At 45.3% G+C, this 22,981-nt stretch carries 15 protein-coding genes; 3 read left to right on the top strand and 12 right to left on the bottom strand.

Annotation, left to right across the window (positions count from 1 at the left end; all coding sequences use genetic code 11):
* Window positions 1-136 precede the first annotated feature (136 nt).
* Window positions 137-937, bottom strand: coding sequence for an RDD family protein (locus J0K78_RS09505; RefSeq protein ID WP_206946456.1), 801 nt, complete (start codon window positions 935-937; stop codon window positions 137-139).
* A gap of 92 nt (window positions 938-1,029) precedes the next feature.
* Here J0K78_RS09505 and J0K78_RS09500 point away from each other — a divergent pair, with 92 nt between their 5' ends.
* Entirely contained in the window at window positions 1,030-2,004 is a 975-nt protein-coding gene (locus tag J0K78_RS09500; protein WP_206946455.1) for a stage II sporulation protein M, read from the top strand.
* On the opposite strand, the gene J0K78_RS09495 is transcribed toward J0K78_RS09500, so the two are convergent.
* From J0K78_RS09495 to J0K78_RS09475, 5 genes are read right to left on the bottom strand one after another with little or no spacing between them, the layout of a single operon-like run.
* On the bottom strand, window positions 1,982-3,340 hold the full coding sequence (locus tag J0K78_RS09495) for a DUF58 domain-containing protein (protein WP_206946454.1): 1,359 nt from the start codon (window positions 3,338-3,340) through the stop codon (window positions 1,982-1,984). The genes J0K78_RS09500 and J0K78_RS09495 overlap by 23 nt on opposite strands.
* Window positions 3,291-4,217, bottom strand: coding sequence for an AAA family ATPase (locus J0K78_RS09490; RefSeq protein WP_206946453.1), 927 nt, complete (start codon window positions 4,215-4,217; stop codon window positions 3,291-3,293). The genes J0K78_RS09495 and J0K78_RS09490 overlap by 50 nt, the downstream gene beginning before the upstream one ends.
* Window positions 4,214-5,338, bottom strand: coding sequence for a DUF4350 domain-containing protein (locus J0K78_RS09485; protein ID WP_206946452.1), 1,125 nt, complete (start codon window positions 5,336-5,338; stop codon window positions 4,214-4,216). Before J0K78_RS09485 ends, J0K78_RS09490 begins: the two co-directional genes overlap by 4 nt.
* Window positions 5,338-5,976 (bottom strand): DUF4129 domain-containing protein, encoded by a 639-nt coding sequence (locus J0K78_RS09480; protein ID WP_206946451.1) that lies wholly within the window; start codon window positions 5,974-5,976, stop codon window positions 5,338-5,340. The genes J0K78_RS09485 and J0K78_RS09480 overlap by 1 nt, the downstream gene beginning before the upstream one ends.
* Before the next feature lie 15 nt (window positions 5,977-5,991).
* Window positions 5,992-6,918 carry a M48 family metalloprotease gene (locus tag J0K78_RS09475; RefSeq protein ID WP_206946450.1) on the bottom strand — a complete coding sequence of 309 codons (927 nt, stop codon included), beginning with the start codon at window positions 6,916-6,918 and terminating at the stop codon, window positions 5,992-5,994.
* Between the two features lie 108 nt (window positions 6,919-7,026).
* On the opposite strand from J0K78_RS09475, the gene J0K78_RS09470 reads away from it, so the two are divergent.
* A complete protein-coding gene (locus J0K78_RS09470) occupies window positions 7,027-7,662 on the top strand; it encodes a GrpB family protein (protein WP_242517821.1) in 636 nt (211 codons plus the stop codon).
* A gap of 23 nt (window positions 7,663-7,685) precedes the next feature.
* Here the strand turns inward: J0K78_RS09470 and J0K78_RS09465 are convergent, their stop codons facing one another.
* From J0K78_RS09465 to gltB, 4 genes are all read right to left on the bottom strand, one after another.
* The gene (locus J0K78_RS09465; RefSeq protein ID WP_206946448.1) at window positions 7,686-9,035 is read right to left on the bottom strand and encodes a dipeptidase; all 1,350 of its coding nucleotides are present in this window, start codon (window positions 9,033-9,035) and stop codon (window positions 7,686-7,688) included.
* A 1,232-nt stretch (window positions 9,036-10,267) separates the two neighbouring features.
* Window positions 10,268-12,304 (bottom strand): catalase, encoded by a 2,037-nt coding sequence (locus J0K78_RS09460; RefSeq protein ID WP_206946447.1) that lies wholly within the window; start codon window positions 12,302-12,304, stop codon window positions 10,268-10,270.
* 268 nt (window positions 12,305-12,572) lie between these two features.
* Complete coding sequence (locus J0K78_RS09455) at window positions 12,573-14,060, bottom strand: glutamate synthase subunit beta (protein ID WP_206946446.1); 1,488 nt, start codon at window positions 14,058-14,060, stop codon at window positions 12,573-12,575.
* 19 nt (window positions 14,061-14,079) lie between these two features.
* Window positions 14,080-18,660, bottom strand: coding sequence for a glutamate synthase large subunit (gene gltB / locus J0K78_RS09450; RefSeq protein ID WP_206946445.1), 4,581 nt, complete (start codon window positions 18,658-18,660; stop codon window positions 14,080-14,082).
* A 365-nt stretch (window positions 18,661-19,025) separates the two neighbouring features.
* On the opposite strand from gltB, the gene J0K78_RS09445 reads away from it, so the two are divergent.
* Window positions 19,026-20,078: a DmpA family aminopeptidase gene (locus J0K78_RS09445; RefSeq protein WP_206946444.1), complete on the top strand. Its 1,053-nt coding sequence runs from the start codon at window positions 19,026-19,028 to the stop codon at window positions 20,076-20,078.
* Between the two features lie 81 nt (window positions 20,079-20,159).
* Here J0K78_RS09445 and J0K78_RS09440 read toward each other — a convergent pair whose 3' ends face one another.
* Both J0K78_RS09440 and rpoN read right to left on the bottom strand, forming a co-directional pair.
* A complete protein-coding gene (locus tag J0K78_RS09440; protein WP_206946443.1) occupies window positions 20,160-20,984 on the bottom strand; it encodes a YihY/virulence factor BrkB family protein in 825 nt (274 codons plus the stop codon).
* Between the two features lie 59 nt (window positions 20,985-21,043).
* On the bottom strand, window positions 21,044-22,360 hold the full coding sequence (rpoN, locus tag J0K78_RS09435; RefSeq protein ID WP_206946442.1) for an RNA polymerase factor sigma-54: 1,317 nt from the start codon (window positions 22,358-22,360) through the stop codon (window positions 21,044-21,046).
* Window positions 22,361-22,981: the final 621 nt, after the last annotated feature.

The following is a 22,981-nucleotide window of genomic DNA, read 5'->3' as shown; positions in this document are numbered from 1 at the left end:
TATTTATTAATCCTTGTATATTCCCTTAAATACTTACAAATACAAACGCATACATAGAGGTGAGCAACGAATAACCTTTCTTTTACACACAAAAACACAGCCGCCCCCTGCCCGGAAATTCGGCTGTGTTTTACTGTTATAAATGAAATTCCCATTCTTCTCTTAACTCTATATAAGCAGCATAAAGTCGAGTAGCTAACTCATCTTTACTTTTCGTTCCATCCTCTAACCCGAGTTTAGGAAGAAGAATCTCAGCAACCTCCCTGGTCATGGTGTTTTTTTCCTCAGGTTTCAAAGTCGGGTAACGATAAACATAAGTTTTCAATAAGTCCCAATCTTTTTTCGTAACGCTTTGTCTCTCCCATTCTCCAATGACTAGTTGACCCGATTTCAGATCACGGTTTTCGATTTCTTTTTCCACGAGGGTCTGTTTCTGTTTCTTTTTCGAACGTTGTTTTTTCCGTTCGTGAATAACGATCGTCCCGCCGACAAGATCGCCAAGTCTTTTATGCTGGGGATGGAGGAAAACCATTACCATTCCGATCAGATAATAGAAAGGAAGCATATCTATGATTCGTAACAAATTTCGAATTAATATGGATAGGACGGTTGCTTTTCCTCCATCTTCTTTGACGACTCGGAGGCCGAGCATCATTTTACCAAGGGTTTTCCCACCGCTGAACCATTCGAATAAGAAGAAATAGCCCCATTGGATGCCAAATAAGACAAGGATAACAAAAGCAATCACCCACCCGCGGCCTTCCAACATGAAGTCCAATTGATTTTCTGTAAAAATGAGCAGCGCAATCATTCCACTATATAATAAGGCTAAAAGAATAGAGTCGACAATTTGAGCCGCTCCCCTGCTTCCTAAACCCGCCAACTGAAAATTCAAAGTCACATGTTCAGGGGTTTTCACCTTCCATCTTTCCTCCATTTTCTTCCTCCTTTCTTATGGGTTCCCATACGTCTTTTGTTTTTCTATAATAGAAATAGAATGTTAAAAATTACCGTATTGCAGGTGAAGCCATGAATTATCGATCTTTTGTCCAACTCCATCGTAAAGAGTGGAAGCGTTTAGAAGAACTGATTCAGTTGTTACATAAGAACAAACGTCATTGGGCTCCTAAACATATAGAAGAGTTTCAGCGCCTGTACCAAAAAGTCACGCAGCACCTTGCCTACAGTCAAACATACTTTGCAGAAGAAGAAACAACCGATTACTTAAATGACCTCGTAACAAAGGCCCATAATATGCTTTACCAGGAAAGCACGTCGAATTGGAAACAAGTGAAGCGCATGTTCGGAAGTTCATTCATTACACTCATCAGCGAACAATGGAAGTTTGTTGTCATCAGCATGTTCTTGTTCTTTTTAGGTGGTTTGGCTGCTTTTCTGGCTGTCTACCAGGATCCGATGAGCCTTTACACGATTTTGCCTGATTCCATCGCACAAGCGGTAGACCCAAGCCGGCTGGGAAGCGAAGATGGCGGGGTGAATTCTCCTGTCATGTCAGCAGAAATTATGACCAATAATATTCAAGTTGCTTTTTTGGCTTTTGCCGGGGGCGTGACCTTTGGGTTACTGACGGTTTATCTCCTCATCTACAACGGAATCATCGTCGGTGCCCTGGCCGCTTTGTTCATGGTCCATGGAAGAGCCTATGACTTTTGGGCCTATATCGTCCCCCATGGAATTATCGAGCTTACAGCCATTTTCATCGCAGGCGGTGCGGGTCTTTTAATGGGCTATAAGCTATGGGTTCCCGGCAAACGAACACGGAGCTATCAATTAAAAACCTATGCCTACCAATCCGTTCTGCTGCTGATTGGAACACTTCCGCTTTTCATCATCGCAGGAATTGTAGAAGGCTACATCACGCCATCCAGCTTATCCTTTGAAGCGAAGTATGCATTTGCATTCATTACTCTCCTCGGACTTTTGGCATACGTCATTATTGGAAAGATCCATGCTGGTAGAACTAGAGAAGTCCGCGATTCATAATGTTGATATAGTGGGAAACGGCTGCTGTCGCCAGTTCCTCTTCCGGTGCCTCAATCATTTGGAGACCCTGTCGCTCCCACTTTTTCAACTCCTGCTTTTTATCCAACACATGCTTTTGAGCCATCGTCTTCACTAATGTGGTTTGTACATCCTCAGGCTTTCTTCTTATCTGGGAATCGATGACTCTATCTTCAATTCCAATCATTAAGAACAAATGCGAACGCCGCAACCGTTGTAAGTAATGCAACGCAGCTTCTTCGTATAGAAAAGTGCTCACATCACTAAACAACAGCAGAAGACTCCTCCTGTTTTGTACTTTCTGCAAGTGTTGGAACACAGCTGTATAGTTCGATTCGTATCCTTCAACTTTCAAATGATAAATTTCTTTCAGGATGGTTTGCATATGCGCCATCCCTTTCGCTGGAGGAACATACACATGAACGTGTTTTGAAAAAGCGAGAACCGCCACGTAATCGCCACGCTTTAAAGCAGCGGTGGCCACCGTCATCACAGCCTCGAGTGACTTCTCCAATCGGTTATTCTCCTCAAGCTCCACGCCCATCATCCGCCCACAGTCAATCAATAAGGTAACAATCTTTCCATGCTCTGGTTCATATTCGTTGGTCATCAGATTTTGAACTTTAGCGGTTTGTCTCCAATTGATTTTCCTAATATCATCTCCCACGACATACGAACGGATTTTGCTGAACTCTCCGGTGCCCACCTGACGCTTCTTCAATCGTGTCCCTTCGTAAAGCAGGAACCGCTGCGCATCCTCCAGGAAGTTTCTGCTCTCTGTGAGATCCGGAATGACCCGCACGTTTTTGATTTGATCCACCCTCATCTGCTTTTCCCATAAACCAATACGAGAACGATAGCGAATATGAAGGTGAGGAAGCGTGTAGTCTCCTCGTTGAGCGGCTTGAAAAGTATAGGTGATCCGTGCTTCTTCATGTCCAAGGATCTCTTTTTTCAAAGGAAAAGGCTGGCTGAACGATTGCGGAAAGTGGTCGATGACTCTCATATTCATCCCTTTTTCAGAACCATTTCTAATCACCAGTGAAGCCTCATTTTCAATCCCCCGCTCCATCTCTTCATCCATTACTCGGTGAACCTGAAGCTCTTTTCGTTTAGGTGAAAAAGTAAGGTCAACCAAACTTAATAATAAATTGGCCCCATTCGTCGCAATGATGAAAGGCCAGGAAAGACCTGTCCATGTTAGTAAAATCATTACGCAAGATAAGGCGAGTATAAGGACAAGCAGACGCTTGGTTGGAACAATCCCTTTATCGCGGAACAGGAACTGATCCCACAAGTTCTTGAATGATTTGGTCATGGGTCACTCCCTCCAGTTCCATATGCGGTGCTAAAATCACCCGGTGTCTCAAGGAGGCGACCGCCACCTTCTTAACATCGTCCGGGGTGACATAGTCCCGCGATTCCAGATACGACCACGCTTTCGCTGCCTTTGCAATCGCAATACCTGCCCGAGTACTTGCACCATGGCGGATCGCTTCCGTTTCACGCGTCTTCCGAACGACCGACATGATATATCCGTACATTTCGTCGGTCATCGTAATGCCTGATATTTCCTGACTTATTCTGTTGAACTCTTCCACCGTCAATAGTGAGTGAACAGATTCCTCTTGTTTGGGTCGTATCGCCTGCTTAAGTACGGCTACTTCTTCTTCCATGGACGGAAATTCGATATGTAATTTGAACAAGAAGCGATCCTGCTGCGCTTCTGGTAGTGGGTAAGTCCCTTCAAACTCCACCGGGTTCTGGGTGGCAACAACGAAAAAAGGAGCCGGAAGTGTGTACGTCACTCCCTGAATGGTCATTTGTTTTTCTTCCATCGCTTCAAGCAGGGCTGCTTGTGTTTTCGCCGGGGTCCGGTTAATCTCATCAGCAAGCAGAACGTTTGTAAACACAGGTCCTTTCATCGTCTCAAACTCACCGGTTTTCATGTTATAGATCATGCTTCCTGTTATATCGCTCGGTAAGAGGTCCGGCGTAAACTGAATCCGCTTGAAGTCGCCTCCAAGAAGGTTCGCTAATGTTCGGACCATTTTTGTTTTGCCGGTACCAGGAACACCTTCCAGTAACACATGTCCACCAACAAGAATGGATGCGATCATCAAGCGAACATTTTCCGACTGCCCATAAACCCTTTGCTCATAGGACTGTATCAACTCTGTTAATTTTTCATTCATGACCCTTGCACCTCTTTCCTCATTTGATCGAACGTATGTGACCAATCTACAAATGTCTTTTTATCTACATCGGTCAAGTTTTCCAACGGCTCCACGGTTCTCGTCCATTTATCCCAATCCTGATAATCCTCGTCACTCAGCCGATACGATAGCGTGTGACGAATATCCTGCCAGGATGCCTGGGAGGATACGCCAAACCGCTCCTGCAGCAGCTGTCGTATATAAGATTCCTGAACAGCTAATGACTCTCTATAAAACTCCCCTTTTCGGTACCAGGCAGCCAATGCCCGCAAGCGTTCATCCCCGAACCGCACGACCGCTTCTCTCGGCATGAAGGACGGCCCGAATCTTTTCCCCTGCATCCATAAAAAGAAAAGCACGAACAAAGCAAGCTGAAGAACAAAAACGACCAGCCATTTCGGGTAGACGTCCACCCCGGAAAAAAAACCGTCCTGTCCATGGATATATTCATCAAACCAAATACTGCTGAATCCTGCTCCTGATTCTAATATGGAAGTGATCACTTCATAATGTTCATGGTCTGTAATCCATCCATTTGTGAACCAATCCGGATTCATGCCAACAATCAACGCACCCTCTCCATATGAGCGCTCAAAAGCCAGCACACCTTGATCATCACTCAGCAGGACCTCATCCGACTCCTTCGTCTTGAGCCGGTGCTCCTGTTGAATCTCAACGGTGTATGTACGACCATTCTCATCCTCCACCGTCGTTTCCCCTGCAGGTAAAACCCCATAGTCTACCTGGGTATCAAAATAACCGACAGGATTGTTTTTCACCAGCCAGATCCTGTTCCCCTTTTTCATCCAATCTTGATATTGACGCATCTCAGCTCCGCTGACGGTGGAAAATGGCTCAATCATCAAAAGGATTTTATTTCCATTTTCTTCCGGCAGTCGCCCCGGCTCACTATCCCAGCGAAGTGGCTCCCCACCTCGTTCATCAAGAAGTGTATAAAAGGCCTTAACTCCCGTCTGCGAAGGGGATTCAGATAAATAAGGCGGGTAGGGTTCTGGACGTCCTTGGGAGAGCCAATAAATAATGAACGTAAGAAGAGCAAAGATGACAGTGATCCAAACCCACGTTTTCTTCGTAGTCATCACGCTTCTCCCCTCCCCTCTTCGTCCATCCACTGTAACGCCCGTAAGCGGAATTCATCATACTCTTCTTTCTGAAGGATCCGGTTTCCATAGGTGATTTGATCAAAAGTCTTCGCAAGAAATGAAAAGTCAGCGACAAGCCTATGATCTGAGTCGAGCAGTTCCTTTTCATAATCACCGTTTGTCTTCCATGTTTTCACTTCAACAAGATCTCTATTATCAAAATCCAGCAGCATGCCCAGGAACACATGACGTGCCGCTTCAGAAAATTGCCCCTCTGTAGCTCGGGCGTCCGCTTCCTGCACATGTTTTTCTGATGACCATGCCAAGTCTGAAGTCATGCTGAACGTACGTTTTTCCGACAGCTTCTTCTCACCGGAGAGCCTTGTCACAAGTTTAATGACAAGAAATAAGAGAAGGCCCATACCGATGAAACCAAAAAAATAGATCCAGCCATTGATGGCAGAATCAGAGACTTGGAAATTAGGAAACCAAGCCTCAAGCATCTCTTTCACCCATTCGGTGACGATATCTAAAAGGTGTTGACTCGCTGTCTGAGATTCCTGCTCATACGCTTGGTATTCCTGACGCTCGAGTATTTCCTTCAGTTGTTCTTTTCCTTCAGTTGATTGGCTCACATGACTCACCTACGTTCATGATTCTTTGTAAGAAGCAATCATATCTTTTAAATCATCCGCTTCGTTCCTTGTTTTCAAGTCAAAAAACAGCACCGTATAACCGACCATCATAAACAGTGTCGTAATAATGGAGGCAAGGTCTGTCAGTATTCGCCCAAAAAGACTGCCACCTAAAAGAAGAGCAGAAACCCCCTCCATTACGGAAGTTAGCAGCATAGTGATGATGAAAAAGACGATGAATAATCCGAATGTTGACCAGAAGCGACCTTTCGTCAGCTTCCAGCTTTTTGAAAAACCCGGGGCGACCTTTTGGAATACGATAGCTCCGAAAAACATACTCAGTTTGGTCATAAAAAAAGCGATTGCTCCCAAAAATACGAGACCGAGGATGATCGACATGATGAAACCGACTCCAACCCCATCCCTCGCAAAGCTGACGCCTCCTAAAACACCAAAAAGAAGAAAACCGGTAAAGATGGCGGCTCCGAATATGACTACTACCAAAGCTGTACTTGCGACGAGCGGCCAAAACCTCGAGAACGCTCCTTTAATCGCCTGTCCTTTCGACCAGGCTTCATCCTTAAGTGCTTTACTTGTCGCAACAATGACCGATGCCTGGGCTATCGGATAAATGATAATGGCGAGAACAGTAGAAACAAGCAAGTAAAGTATTTCCATACCCATCCCAAGATTATTGGCTACAAGCTCCTGGGTAGCCGCTGCCGTATCAAGATTGTTTAGGACCCCTTCTGCGAACCCTCCCCCTGACGACTCACGAAACAGACTGATTCCGCTCAAAACCATGAATAAGTAATCAAATATGTAGAGCGGGGCAAATATAATGAGTAACGTCAGAAATAAAGGTCCGAAGTTTTTCTTTGATATACTGAATGTATGGTCTAATATTTCACCGAACGTTTTCGGCTTCTGTAGTTGTTCCATCATCATCCTCCTAACTAGTATCTTTCTACTATTCTAACATTTTACCGTTTCGTTTTGACAAAAAAAGACAGACTTATCCAAAATCTAAGAGGAAGGGGAGTGACCATCATGCAAGAGAAAGTCGGCACGTGTGCTGCTTGCGGTACAACGATCTATTGTGAAAATGGGTTCTTGAATGGCGTCTTGTCGGAAAACAAAACACTAAAATGCTTCACCTGTGATAAACCGAAGCATCAAGACCATGTACAACTTTCTTCATATCAACCCAACTGGCCGGTAACTTTCGCTGGAGAAAGAAGCTTCATCCTTCAACAACTTGGTGATCCGGACATTCCCATCGAGCACATCGGAAGCACCTCTGTGCCGAACCTTTCTGCAAAGCCCATTATTGATATTCTATTAGGGATAGAAAACCTTGATGATTTCTCCTATTACATTGAGCCCCTTGCACAAGCAGGGTATGAATACGTTCCTAAGCCTGAATTAAGGACCCGGCGCTTTTTCAAAAAAGAAACCGATACGAACGACACCTTCCACCTGCACATCTGTCAATGGAAAGGCACCGAATGGGAAGAGAAAATCACATTTCGTAACTTCTTACGTACGAACTCGGAAGCTGCCAAAGCCTATGAATCTATAAAAACACAGTTAGCTGAAGCCTATAAAGAAGAGAGATCAGTCTACACAAAGGAAAAAGGGCCCTTCATTCAGTCCATTCTTGCTCTTGCATATAAAAAAGGCTGAGAACTGCATTCTCAGCCTTTCCTTTATAACTCTTTAAGATATTTACACACCGTTTCCATCCCTTTCGTAAAATTCTCCAGATGAAAATGTTCATTCGGTGCATGCAGATTTTCCGTCGGAAGTCCGAAGCCCATTAAAACGACCGGCGCATCTAACACACGACCGAAAACTTCAACAATTGGAATGGACCCGCCCTCTTTAGGAAAGTGAGGGCGTACATCATACACACTTTCAAATGCATCTGCAGCTTTTTGAATATAAGGATTACTTGAATCAATCGCCACTGGGTCAGCTTTAATGTACTGATGAAGGTCAACCTTCGCACCTGCCGGCCGGTTGTCAGCTACATGACGTTGGATCGCCTCAAATACCGCCTGGGGATCCTGCTCACCAACGAGACGACAGCTGATTTTTGCACTCGCCTCTTTAGGAACAATCGTTTTCAACCCTTCGCCTTGAAATCCTCCTGTAATCCCGTTGATTTCAAGTGTAGGTCGAATGCCGACGCGCTCTTGGAAAGTGAACCCTTCCTCTCCGAAAAGTTCATCAAGCTCAAGTTCCTGCTTTGTACGCTCTTCATTGAATGGGACTTCCGCTACTTCGTCTCTTAAAGCAGCTGTAGGCTCCGGAACGCCTTCATAAAAACCTTCAACGGCTATACGGCCACTTTCTTCGTGCAGCGAATCCAACAATTGGACGAGGGCATGAATTGAATTTGGTACGCCCCCACCATAGGTACCTGAATGTAAATCTGAATTTGCGGTTCTCACAGTCATCTCCATGGCTAAAGCCCCACGTAAAGATGTACAAATGGCTGGCTGTCCTTTCTCACTAAAGGACGTATCGCTAATGATTACCGCATCACATGCCAGCTTTTCCTCGTTTTCCTGAATGAAAGGACCAAGGTTCGGGCTTGCAATTTCCTCTTCACCTTCAATGACAAACTTCATATTAACTGGAAGTTCTCCGTTTTCTTTCATAAGAAGATGGACAGCTTTGATGTGGATATACAGTTGACCTTTATCATCCGTCGCTCCTCGGGCGAAAATTTTCCCGTCTCTAATTACCGGTTCAAATGGCGGTGTCTCCCATAAGTCGAGGGGATCTTCCGGCTGTACGTCATAGTGGCCGTACACAAGAACCGTGGGCTTTCCTTCTGCATGAAGCCAATCCGCATAAACAATCGGGTGCCCCTCTGTAGGGATGACCTCCACATTCTCCATGCCGGCTTTTTCCAAAGCCCCGGCTGTCCAATCCGCCGCCTCTTTAACGTCTTCTTTATGTTTAGACAAGGAAGAAATACTCGGTATGCTTAAATACTGTTTTAATTCTTCAATAAACTGATCTTTATGTAACTCAACGGCTTCCTTCATCTTTTGGGCCTCCTTATATCCTTTTGCTCTCATTATACCGAAATTCTCTCAACGACTGAAACATAGGCAATTCTTCCATTCCACAGAAGCTCCCGTTTGTGGAAGACTCAGTTTCGATACTTTTGTTGAGTGGATGGGGGCTGCGGGGAATAGCTCGCTTTCCGCGGGAGCGCGGTGAGCCTCCTCGGACTGCGTCCTGTGGGGTCTCACCATGCACTTTTTTCCTCCTAGTTATCCGGTTCCGGCGCCTAGCGGCTAGTGAGACTTCCCTCGCTTCTGTACGATAAGTCAACATCGAATCACTTCGTTCTCCGTGTTTCCTTTATCTCCGCCAGCTCAGTCCAGTCCATACGCCGCTGATCGAGGCGCCTGCACACTTAAAATAGGAGTCTCGCCATTCCCCTCCGTCCCTTTGCTATATCAGTGTCTCGAAACCACTTCATGAATAATCAGCTATTCTATTTGATGAGAGTATAAGGATAATACTCCCAAGCCGAGGTGCTTGAACCCTGAAAGCTTGACAGAGCGTTTTATGCCTACAACAACCGGGATAGTGGAAGACCATCCAACTTTGGTGAAGGGGTTCGTTTACCCTCTCTTTGAATGGGGTGGTTGGGAAGCTGCGAGACTCCCGTGGGAGAAAGGAGATCGGCGAGATCCCGCAGGGCGTAGCCCGAGGAAGCTCGCTACTCCCCCACAGGAAAGCGAGTAGCTTCCCAACCACCCCTGATGCTCCGCTAAGGCAACGAACCCGGGAAAATATCTCGAAACTGAGTCTTCCACAATCCCGCCATATACTTTAATAACTTCTGGCTGGAAGCACAAATCAAAGTCTATGGAAATTTAAAAATAAAAAGTGGCCAGTTATGGAATACCGGCCACTTTGGTTTGGTCTTAGGAAAATAAAAATTATAGCAGGGAAATGATGAAACTAATCACTACGATTAAACCGATGATCATTAAGATTGTACGAATCATGGAATCACCTCTTCGTCTTTTTGTATTTATTTATCTTTTCCCTTATCCTCACGAGATTTAAACAAACTATACAAAAAATCGTACCTTTTTCCCTTTCGGGGCAGGACCTAACTTCATGAATCAATGGCTTTTGGTCTATGGTCCACTTAATATTTTATAAATGCTTTCGTGTAAGATGAACAACCAGCACCTATAAGAGTAAAATAAAATCCCCACCAAACCTTGGAATTATCCAAGGCCAGCAGGGGTTGTTGTTATATTAATTGACGATCCCAGTGGCGGTGAGCAGCGACTGCCTGGACAAAATCTTCTGTAAAGCCTTTGACATCATCAGCAGCTACGACACCGCTGTGGTCGGCGAGTTTGTTATCGCTCAGCCACTGCACTGCATTGTGAGTAGCACCCAATGGTTTGTAGTGAGAGAATGCTTCGTTAAGGAAATGAGAGGCATGCTTCTTGAACGCTTCTTCCTCATCGCTTCCACCAACCGCGTACAGCGCATCATACAGAACAGAATCAGTAGTAAGGAAGGTGTGATCGACTTTCATTTCTGAACCGTCGTCTCCTTTGACCATTCCCTGCTTATCACTAATGATTTCAGTCATGATTCCTTCTGATGAGAGCCCCTTCAATGCTTGAGTGACGTCTTTCCCGTTGAATCCGCCAGCTAAAATGACGCCAACTTTACGAGTAGACGGCTTGTGAACCGTATTTGCCTGACTAAGAGCAGGAGAAGATTTCTTCACATCTGATCCTCCGCTCTGTGGAGGAGTAACTCCAATATTTTTAGCAAATCCTTGAGCAAGCTCAAGGCTTACGTTAGCGAACATTTTCACTGCTTCTTCACGAACGGCTTCGCTTTCCACTTTTCCGAGTTCAAAGCTGAACGCATTGATGAGATGCTCTTTTTCATGGTCACTCATGCTGTTCCAAAACAAGGTGGCCTGAGAGAAGTGATCTTTAAAGCTATCGCTGCGAGCACGAATCTTGTGACCTTCCACTTTTTCCTGGTAGTGGGAATAGCCACCTTCTTCTTCACTTGCCGGGGTTGGTGTATTGTTTGCAAGTGAGTTCTTATGATAACTGACCTGCCCTTTATTGATTGTTTGACGGCCATAGCCATCACGCTGGTTATTAAAGAAAGGACAGACAGGGCGGTTGATTGGAAGTTCATGGAAGTTCGGTCCACCCAGCCTGATCAACTGCGTATCCGTGTAGGAGAACAAACGCCCCTGCAATAACGGGTCATTCGTAAAGTCGATCCCTGGTACGACGTTTCCTGGATGGTATGCCACCTGTTCGTTTTCAGCAAATACATTATCTACATTACGATTTAACGTCATTTTACCGACGATTTGAACGGGAACGTCTTCTTCCGGCCACAGCTTCGTTGGATCAAGGACATCAAAATCGAACTTAAATTCATCTTCTTCAGGTATGACTTGGATTCCAAGCTCATACTCAGGATAATCACCGTTTTCTATGGAGTTATAAAGATCCCCTCGGTGGAAGTCAGGGTCTTTACCATTAATCTTTTGTGCTTCATCCCATACAAGAGAGTGTGTGCCAAGGAGAGGCTTCCAGTGGAACTTAACGAAATGCGCCTTTCCTTCATTATTGACTAAACGGAACGTGTGAACCCCAAAGCCTTCCATCATACGCAGACTTCTAGGAATGGCACGGTCAGACATCGTCCACATGACCATATGAGCAGACTCCTGGTTTTGTCCCACGAAGTCCCAGAACGTATCATGGGCGGATGCTGCCTGCGGCATAGCGTTATGTGGTTCAGGTTTGACTGCATGGACAAGGTCAGGGAATTTAATTGCGTCCTGGATAAAGAAGACTGGTATGTTATTTCCGACTAGATCATAGTTTCCTTCTTCTGTGTAAAATTTCGTTGCGAATCCCCGTGCATCACGCACCGTTTCTGCAGAACCCTTGGAACCAGCAACTGTGGAAAACCTTACAAACGTCGGCGTAGTTTTTGATGTATCATTTAAAAAGTCAGCTTTCGTATATTTCTCAAGCGATTCATATAATTGAAATTCGCCATGTGCTGAGAACCCTCTCGCGTGAACAATACGCTCAGGGATACGCTCATGGTCAAAGTGAGTCATTTTTTCACGAAAATGAAAGTCTTCTAGCAGGGTAGGACCACGTACACCAGCTTTTAATGAAAATTCATCCTCTGAAACTTTGACTCCGTGGTTCGTCGTCATATGTTTGCCGGAGTCATCCACTCGGAACTGATCCAACTGCTCATCTTTATTTGACCTTTTCTTACTCATTGAGCTCCTCCTTAAGAAACCACTTCTTAGAATGGTAAGTAATAAATAAACATTACAATCTACGTACCCGGCGATTCGACAGAATAAACACACAATTACTTTCCTGAAAAAGTAGTTTGTCGGAAGATGTTCGTAAATAACGAAGGAAATCTAAATATAAATGGCTATATTAAATAGATAGGGATCAACTTCTCGTACCTCCAACCTATATTTAGTAAACACAAAAAGCCACCTCTGTTTCAGAGGTGGCTAAGAGGGTTAATTATATTTATGGCAGCTGGGATGCTCCCATCATGTATCGATCGCATTCGCGTGCGACTTCGCGGCCTTCGTTGATAGCCCAAACAATCAGACTTTGCCCGCGTCGCATGTCTCCGGCAGCAAATACACCTTCAACGTTCGTCGTGTACTTCCCGTATTGGGCAGCGACGTTGGAACGTACGGTCGTTTCGATGCCAAGCTTTTCAATAAGATCCTGTTCGGGACCGCTGAAACCGATCGCAAGCAGTACGAGGTCTGCTTCCCATACTTTTTCGGTTCCTGGAATTTCAGTACGGACTTTGTTTCCTTTTTCATCGTAAGAAAGAGCAACGTCAATCGTGTGTACTTCTTTGATACGATTGTTCTCATCCCCGACGAATCTCTTCGTCATAACCGCATAGGCGCGTGGATCTTTATTAAACTTCGCCTCTGCTTCCTTTTGGCCGTACTCCACGCGGTGGATGACCGGGTACTGTGGCCATGGGTTCACTTCATTGTCACGAGTAGAGCCTTTTTTATCATAAATATCAAACTGAGTCAGGCTCTTACAGCCGTGACGCATGGATGTAGCCATACAGTCAGTTCCTGTGTCCCCGCCACCGATCACGATGACATTTTTGTCTTTCGCACTGATGTAGTTTCCATCTTCATGCTCAGAATCAAGAAGGCTCTTCGTGTTGGAGTGCAGGAAGTCCATTGCATAGTGGATGCCTTTCAAGTTGCGTCCATCTACTTCCAGGTTCCTTGGTGTTGTGGCACCTCCACAAAGAATGACCGTGTCATACTCCTCATTCAGACGAGAGACGGGATAGTCACGACCAACTTCTGTGTTCGTCATAAACTGAATGCCTTCTTCTTTCAAAATGTTCACGCGTCGTTCAACGACGGAATAAGGCAGCTTCATTTCAGGAATTCCATAGGTGAGCAATCCACCCACACGATCGTTACGCTCATATACTGTCACCCAGTGGCCCGCTTTGTTCAGCTGTGCGGCCGCGGCCAGACCAGCAGGGCCTGACCCGACGACTGCTACTTTTTTACCTGTACGATAGGCAGGAGGTTCAGGAGTTACCCACCCTTCGTCAAATCCCTTTTCAATAATAGACCTCTCTACACTACGAATAGCTACAGGTGGTTCGTTGATCCCAAGAACACAAGCCCCTTCACACGGAGCAGGACAGGCAAAACCTGTGAACTCCGGGAAGTTGTTCATTTCGTGTTCTTTGGCAAGGGCTTCCTTCCATTTCCCCTGATATACAAGATCATTCCATTCAGGTATGAGGTGGTAAACAGGACAACCGCTCGTGATGCCGTTGATTTCCATTCCGGAATGGCAAGTAGGAACGCCACAGTCCATGCAGCGTGCCCCTTGCTTTTGTGCTTCTTCATCTGAAAGGGGAAGCTTGTAATCTTCCCAATCTTTTATTCTTGTTTCAGGATCGCGCTCAGGTGTGGATTGGCGTGTGTATTCCATGAATCCAGTAGACTTACCCATCAGATCTCCCCCTTCTTCGTTATTTGACTGTTGCTACCGGTTTGTTGCGTTCTTCAAAAGCGGTCATTTCCGCGTCAAACTTCTCAAGACCACTTTCTCTTAAATTCTTAATTCGTTCCTGCATCGCCAAGTAATCTCTAGGAATCACTTTGACGAATTTGGATACATAATCGCTCCAATTAGCAAGGATTCTTTCACCTCGTGGGCTGTTTGTATAAGAAACATGCTTTTCGATCATGTCATAAAGTTCTTGAATTTCATTGGCATCTGCTAACTGCTGCAGGTGAACTAATTCTTTGTTGCATTTTGTATCAAAAGGCAGTTCAGACTCATCCAGCACGTAAGCGACGCCTCCGGACATTCCTGCCGCAAAGTTACGCCCTGTGCCCCCAAGGACGACGACTTTCCCGCCTGTCATATATTCACATCCATGGTCTCCGACACCTTCGACCACTACGTCCGCTCCACTATTACGGACACAGAAGCGTTCACCAGCAAGACCATTGATGTAAGCTTCTCCAGCTGAAGCACCATAGAAGGATACGTTTCCGATAATCGTGTTTTCTTCCGGTACGAAAGATGACCGTGGTGATGGATGGACGATGATTTTACCACCTGACAGACCTTTTCCTACGTAATCATTGGAATCCCCGATAAGACGCAGGGTGACTCCTTTAGGAATGAAGGCACCGAAACTTTGACCTGCGGAACCTTTGAAGGTCAACTTGATCGTGTCTTCCGGAAGTCCTTCTGCTCCATAACGACGTGTGATTTCACTACCAAGGATCGTACCTGTTACACGGTGAATGTTACGGATGGATCCTGTGCCTTCCACCGGCTCACCTGTTTCAATGGCTTTCTTGCAAAGCGGGATCAACTCTTCCATATCCAGCGTCTTCTCAAGGCCATGATCCTGCTTTCTAACTGCAAAGCGACCATAGTCGGCAGGGACATCAGGCTGGTACAGCAAGGCTGACAAGTCAACGCCTTTGGCTTTCCAGTGGTCGATCGCTTCGTTCGTCTGTAAAACATCGGTACGACCGATCATTTCGTTGATTGTACGGAAGCCAAGCTCTGCCATGAGTTCACGTGCTTCCTGTGCAATGAAACGCATGAAGTTCTCGAGGTGATCCGCTTCCCCTGTGAATTTCTTACGAAGTTCAGGGTCCTGGGTCGCTACACCGACCGGACATGTGTTCAAGTGGCAGACACGCATCATGACACAACCGAGGACGACGAGAGGGGCAGTCGAGAACCCATATTCTTCCGCTCCTAACAAGGAGGCAACGACAACGTCACGTCCTGTCATCATTTTCCCGTCTGTTTCAACAACGATCCGATCACGCAGACGGTCAAGAACCAGCGTCTGGTGCGTTTCCGCAAGACCGATTTCCCAAGGAAGGCCGGTATGCTTAATACTTGTTCTTGGTGCCGCACCGGTGCCTCCATCATAGCCACTGATTAGGACAAGATCAGCACGTCCCTTTGCTACCCCTGCAGCAATTGTTCCAACGCCAACAGCGGAAACAAGCTTCACGCTGACACGAGCTTTTGGATTGGCATTTTTCAAGTTATAAATCAGCTCAGCCAAGTCTTCAATGGAGTAAATGTCGTGGTGCGGTGGTGGTGATATCAATTCAACACCAGGCGTGGAACCACGGACTTCTGCTACCCATGGATATACTTTTTTGCCTGGAAGGTGACCACCTTCTCCCGGCTTCGCACCCTGAGCGACCTTAATTTGGATTTCATCCGCATTGACAAGGTAATGGCTGTTCACTCCGAAACGGCCGGACGCTACCTGTTTAATCGCACTACGTTTCAAGTCACCATTTTCTTCAGGAGTGAATCGTTTCGGATTTTCTCCACCTTCACCGGAATTACTTCTGCCTCCGATACGGTTCATCGCAATGGCTAAGGCTTCGTGAGCCTCTTCACTGATGGAACCGAAAGACATCGCTCCCGTTTTGAATCGTCTGCAAATATCTTCGACAGACTCTACTTCTTCCACAGGAATGGATGGGCGATCCTTGAAGGAAAGCAATCCACGGAGAGACTGCAGGTTGTTCTTTTCATCCGTCAACATCTTGGAATATTGCTTGAAAAGGTCATAGTCATTCGCACGGCAGGCGTGCTGCAATGTTGCAATCGTCTGCGGATTGTACTGGTGATCTTCCCCGTTCTGGCGGTACTGGTATTCATCACCAGCTTCCAGTGTACGGTTTGATCCACGCGTTTCCCCGTAGGCCACTTCATGACGCATAAGCACTTCTTTTTCGATGATATCAAGTCCGATGCCCCCGAGTCTGGAAGCTGTACGAGTGAAATACTGGTCGATAACATCTTTATGGATACCCACCGCTTCGAAAATTTGTGCGCCACGGTAACTTTGTATGGTTGAAATCCCCATCTTAGAAAGGACTTTAATGATCCCGTCCGTTGCAGAATGGATATACGTCTGCACAGCTGTTTCATGAGACTCTGCTTCAAGCAGGTCGCGCTCCATCAAATCCCTCAAAGATTCATAAGCAAGATAAGGGTTGATTCCCTCCGCTCCATAACCGAGGAGTGTAGCAAAATGGTGCACTTCGCGCGCCTCACCAGATTCAATGATCAGGCTCACTTTCGTACGTGTCCCTCTACGGATGAGGTGATGGTGCAGACCGGATACGGCAAGGAGAGAAGGAATGGCTGCATACTCTTCACTGATTCCACGATCAGATAGGACAATCAGCGTCGTACCATCTTCTACAGCAGCATCCGCTTCTTCACATAAACGATCAAGTGCAGGTTTCAAACCGCCTTCTTTGGCATCGAAAAGAATGGAAAGCGTATGTGCTGCGAACCCTTCCACATCCTGCTGACGAATCTGTTCAAGTTCACGGTTAGTCAAAATAGGCGTCTGCAGTCGGATCTGACGACAGCTTTCTGGTTTTGGATCGACGAGGTTCCCCTCTGCTCCAATCGTCGTTTCCACCATTGTAATCAACTTTTCACGAATGGCATCAATGGGTGGGTTCGTCACCTGGGCGAACAACTGCTTAAAATAGCTGTAAAGCAATTGTGGTTTTTTAGAAAGCACAGCAAGCGGTGAATCGTATCCCATCGAACCGACGGGGTCTTTTTTATCGTTGACCATCGGCAGAAGGATTTTGTTTAATTCTTCTGTTGTATAACCGAAAGCAAGCTGCTGGTCGATCAAGTTTTCAACCGGACGGTGTTCGGTCAACGGTTCAGGAAGGTCTTCTAAATCAAACTTGTTCTCTTCAATCCATTCTTTATATGGTTTCTCACGAGCAATTTGCAATTTGATTTCATCATCAGGAATGATTTTCCCTTCTTCAAGGTCAACAAGAAGCATCTTTCCTGGCGCGAGACGATCTTTATACAAAATGTCGTCAGCGAAAATATCAAGAGCACCCACTTCAGAACCAAGGACAATCATTCCGTCTTTTGTTACGTAATAGCGTGCAGGACGCAAACCGTTACGGTCGAGGCAGGCACCGATTTGTTTTCCATTCGTGTAAGCAAGGGCAGCAGGCCCGTCCCATGGCTCCATTAAGCAGCTATGGTATTCATAGAAATTCTTCTTGTCTTCCTGGATCGTTTCATCATTTGACCAAGGCTCGGGCACCATCATCATAGCGGTGTGAGCGAGTGAACGACCTGACAAGTATAAGAATTCAAAGGCATTATCAAACATGGAAGAGTCACTACCGTTAGAATCGATGACAGGAAGAAGTTTCTGTAAGTCTTCTTCACTGAAATATTCCGAGTTGCAAAGCTCCTGGCGTGCTCTCATCCAGTTCACATTGCCTCGTAATGTATTAAACTCTCCATTATGAATAGTGAATCGGTTCGGGTGCGAACGTTTCCAGCTCGGGAAGGTGTTCGTACTAAAGCGGGAGTGTACTAAAGCGAGGGCCGTTTTGAAATCCGGGTGATTCAGATCAATATAAAAGGAATCCAGCTGTTCAGGAATCAACATCCCTTTATAGACGATCGTATTCGATGACAAACTGCTGATATAAAAGTCATCATACCCGTCTTTTCCAGCAATCTCGATTTCCGCTCGCTTACGAATGATGTACAGGCGTCGCTCCAGGTCCATTTGTGTTTGAACATTTCCAGATGGAGCAACGAAAGCCTGACGAATAAATGGTTTGGTCTTCTTCGCATCTTCCCCAACGAACGAATCATTTACCGGAACCGTACGCCAGCCTAAAAATTCTTGTCCTTCTTCTGCGACAATACGCTCAAAAGTCTGCATACATTCTGTTCTAGTCTCATGATTTTCCGGAAAGAAAATCATGCCGATGCCGTATTTGCCGGCTTCAGGCAAATATATATCTTCCTTCTCACATTGTGCTTCAAAAAAATGATGAGGGATCTGCGTCAGTATTCCGGCCCCATCTCCTGTACTGACATCAGCAGATTGTCCACCACGGTGCTCTAAGTTACATAGAATAGTGATGGCATTCTCTACGATACTGTGACTCTTCGTTCCATCGATGTTGGCGATCACTCCGATACCACAAGCTTCATGCTCATTTTCCGGATGATACAGCCCCTGCGGAACAGGATATCCGTGTTTTTGCATATTTTTTCCCCCTAGCGGACATATTCTTGTAGGTTACAGGCAAAAATTAAAAAATTCTGTCTTTTCAGTTTCTTACTAGTATAGCATGAAAAACCTTGAGAATCACGCTCTTAAAGCGGACAAGCGCTGAATTTTCAAGATAATGCGACAATTCAAATTCATTAGAAACCCGAATATTAAAAGGATGTAAGCGCAAACAAAAAACTTAAAAAAAATGAAGAATTTTTTTCTCTTATACTCGTTTTATACAAAAATAAATCTACTTATCTATCTTAATGTGCATATAAAATCCTTTGCTTGTATGAACATACACCAGGAAGGAAATTACATGCTTTAATGCGAATAGAGCATGTGGAGGTGTAACAATGAATAAAACAACCCGAGAGAACGACATCATCATAGGATCTATGCCTGTAGGTGATCGAAATCAAATTACCGACGTACCCGGAGTGACGGTCGGCCATTATACATTAGACAGGGATGATGTACAGACAGGAGTTACTGCCATTCTTCCGCACCAGGGCAACCTTTTTCAAAATAAAACGGTAGCTTCGGCTCATGTCATCAATGGGTTTGGCAAGACGGCGGGAACAATTCAACTTGAAGAACTGGGAACATTGGAAACCCCCATCATATTGACCAACACGTTCGGTGTAGGAGCGGCATATGATGCACTCGTTGCTTACACTCTTGAGCGAAATCAGGAGGTCGGTCGGACCACAGGGACAGTCAACCCTGTCATTGGGGAATGCAACGATATGTATATCAACGATATTAGGGAGCAAGCAGTTACGAAGGAGCATGTTTTACAAGCCATTCAAGATGCCAAAGACCACTTCACAGAAGGGTGTGTCGGAGCAGGTCGCGGGATGCTGTGTTATTCATTGAAAGGTGGAATCGGTTCTTCTTCCAGGAAGGTGGAGCTTGCACACGGTTCTTATACAATAGGTGTTCTGACCCTTACAAACTTCGGTAAACTGAGCGATCTTAGGATTGATGGTCAACCGGTTGGACAACAATTGAAGAACTATATTCAATCTGAGGAAGAAAAAGATCGAGGGTCCATCATGATTGTGGTCGCTACAGACCTTCCCGTGTCAGAACGGCAATTGAAAAGAATATGTAAACGAACGGTGACTGGATTATCGAAGACCGGGTCAATGGTTGGAAATGGAAGTGGTGATGTTGTTCTCGGATTCTCGACCGCTACAACCATCCCCCACGAAAAAACCGAGGGTCCGTTATCTTTTTCATCTATCCATGAAGAAGATATAGACGAAGCTTTCCGTGCTGTTGGAGAAGCCACCGAGGAATCCATTCTTGAATCTCTATTTCAAGCAACACCGGTGAAGGGAAGAAACAACCATCAAAGACCTACATTAACGGAATTGCTTGAAAACCACCCCATCCAATTTTAGTCTAATGAGGGGGAGTCAAAATTGAAGAAGGTTCCGCCCTCCTCCTCTGAGGCACGGAACCTTCTTTTCTAACAAAAAAAGTTAAGCTGCTTTCTTTTTGCTTCCCCCATGGCGACGATGGTATATGACATTAATCTCCGCTCCTACCATTAAAATGATCCCTGTAAGGAAGAACCATAACATTAAAATGATAATTCCTCCGAGGCTTCCATAGGTGGCAGAATAATTGCCGAAATTACTAACATAGAAAGAGAAAGCAAGAGAAATCAACTGCCAGAGAATAGCCGTGATTACCGCACCCGGAAGGATATGTTTAAAGGGAATATTCTTATTTGGCGCGAAGTGGTAAAGTGCCATGAGAACGGCACCAATAACCACGATACTCAGCGTCCAGCGCAACACTTGCAATAGTACGGCTGTTTGAGAAGGCAGGTTGATCATATCAATCAAGACCTGGCCGAATACAGGAAGAACAAGTGCGACGATAATCGCTAAGATCATCCCGATGGTCAATACAATGGAAAGAAGACGCACTTTAATGAACGACCTTGTCTCTTCCACGTTGTAAGCCATGTTCGAGGACTGGATGAACGCATTGATACCATTAGAAGCAGACCAAAGCGTTCCTAAAATACCTACAGTCAAAAGCCCACCGCTTGGCTGCTCCACCACAGCGACAATGTTTTCCCTGAACACCTGGGCTGTATCGCTGGGTATGACATTGCTCATCGCCTGAATAGCTGTTTCAGCGTCTATATTCAAATAGGGGAGAATGGATAATACCAGAATTAAAAGTGGAACGATGGCTAATAAGTAATAGTATGCCTGCGCTGCACCAAGCAGGGGGATGTTGTCTTTTTGAAATTCAGAAATCACATCTTTTACATAGGATATCAAATTTTTCACAAGGGAATCCTCCTCATCCTTCTTCTACTAGACTATCCCCCTTTTCTCAGGGAATTAACCTAGGAATGTAGAAGAATAGGAGAATCTCCTTCACGTGCCGATGCTCTTCGTTTGGATGAGGATGGGAGATTGAGAGACTCGCGGTATTTGGCAACGGTTCGGCGCGACACTTTCACGTTATGCTTTTCCTTTAACTCTGCTGCCATCTTTTGATCAGACAAAGCCTTCAGTGGATTTTCTTTTTGAATCATCTCTCTTATTAAATCTTTAATGTGTTGAGAAGAGACTTCTTCTCCATCTGAAGATTGATAACCCGTCACAAAGAAGCTCTTTAATTCGTATAATCCTTTTGGGGTCTGCAAGACTTTGTTAGCCACGGTCCGGCTGACCGTAGACTCATGGACACCCAGCTTTTTTGCCACCTTTTTTAAAGTAAGCGGCCTCAATGAACCACCATCCAAAAAAGCGCTCTGATGCTTGATAATCACTTCCGCCACTTTCAAAATCGTGTTCTGCCGCTGCTCTATGCTTTGCAGAAGCCAGCGCGCTTTTTTATAACAGCCGTCCAAATACTCATGGGCTTCTTTTCCTTCTTTGTACATACGTACCAGCTGCTCATCCCACTGGATTTGACCCCTGACAGAAAAAGGATCACGCAACACAAATCCCCCGTCTTTTTTTTCTAGTATCAAATCAGGCATCGGCGGGATGTTTTTGGGTCCATAATTCGGAAGCAGCGGACGCGGTTCTAAAGATTGGATAACTTCCAAAGCTTCGACAACACACGATTCCTCTATGTCCAGTTCACAAGCTACCCTTTTAAAGTTCTGATTGGCTAGGTCTTCTAAATGATTTTCGATCAAAACAGCTAAAACGGAAGAATCAGGATGCTTTTTTTCTACCTGGAAGAGTAAAAACTCTTTAAAATTCAAACAACCGACACCCATCGGTTCAAACTGTAATAACAGGCGTCTCGCCCGCTTAGTCGTGTTCAGTGATTGACCGGTTTGAAGTGACGCTTCTTCTTCAGAAATTGTACAAAACCCGCGTTCATCTAAACTATCAATTAAAAAAAGGAGCGTCTCTTTTAATGACTGGTCCACTTTCAACCATCCTGCTTGTTCCACCAGTCCATCACGCCAGTTTTTTTCATCGGGTACGATTTGGTCGATCGGATCATGATAGGCCTCTCGATGATGACGATGGGAAGGAATCATACTTGGGGTTTCTAACGTTAAAATGGGGTTCTCATGGATTTCCTGCTGGAGATGTTCCCACATTTCAGCAGAGGTCCATTGAAGCATCGTGATTGCTTGACGCATTTGTGTTGTCATTACTAAGCCTGTCGTTTGCTTATGAGTCAATTCAAGCTTCATTTCCACACCTCGTTTTGATAACGCTTTCATTGTTGTTTAACAGTATATATCTATTACTTATGATGGGCTAATCAGACCAAAAATTCAAATATATATGGAATTTTCAGATTCCTAGTGTGGTTTTATCACTATCGCTCCCTTTAGTTGAAGACTCGGTTTCGAGATGTTCGTGTAATTCTAGGGGCTCCGGGAAAAGGTTCGCTTTCCATGGGGCGGGCGGTGAGCCTCCTCAGGCTACGCCTTCCGGGGTCTAACCTGTCCCACACGTCCCATAGGAGTCTCACCGTTTCCCTCCGCCCCTTTACCTTATAAGTGTCTCAAAACCACTTATAAAAGGGTTAGTTTGAGTGGTTGAGAGAAGTGGATGATTAGAACAACTGTATTCATAAGTAAAGTTCCAATTCTTCTCCCTAAGCGGGCATATAGTGTGTTGCATCAAGCATTTGCGTTTGCTAAACGTCTATGAGGTAGAGTTTATATCATTCACTTCTGAATAACTATACGAGCTGATTTTTTAAGTAGTGGTTTCGAGTGTCTTCTTTGGTTAGTGGGCGGAGGGGAATGGCGAGACTCCTGCGGGAAAAAAGTGCTTGGTGAGACCCCACAGGACGCAGTCCGAGG

This window comes from Halobacillus sp. GSS1, from assembly GCF_017307035.1.
In the GTDB taxonomy this organism is placed as follows: Bacteria; Bacillota; Bacilli; order Bacillales; family Halobacillaceae; genus Halobacillus; species Halobacillus litoralis.
The sequence above is the reverse complement of the archived record's forward strand: the minus strand, read 5'-3'. Positions and strand labels throughout refer to the sequence as shown.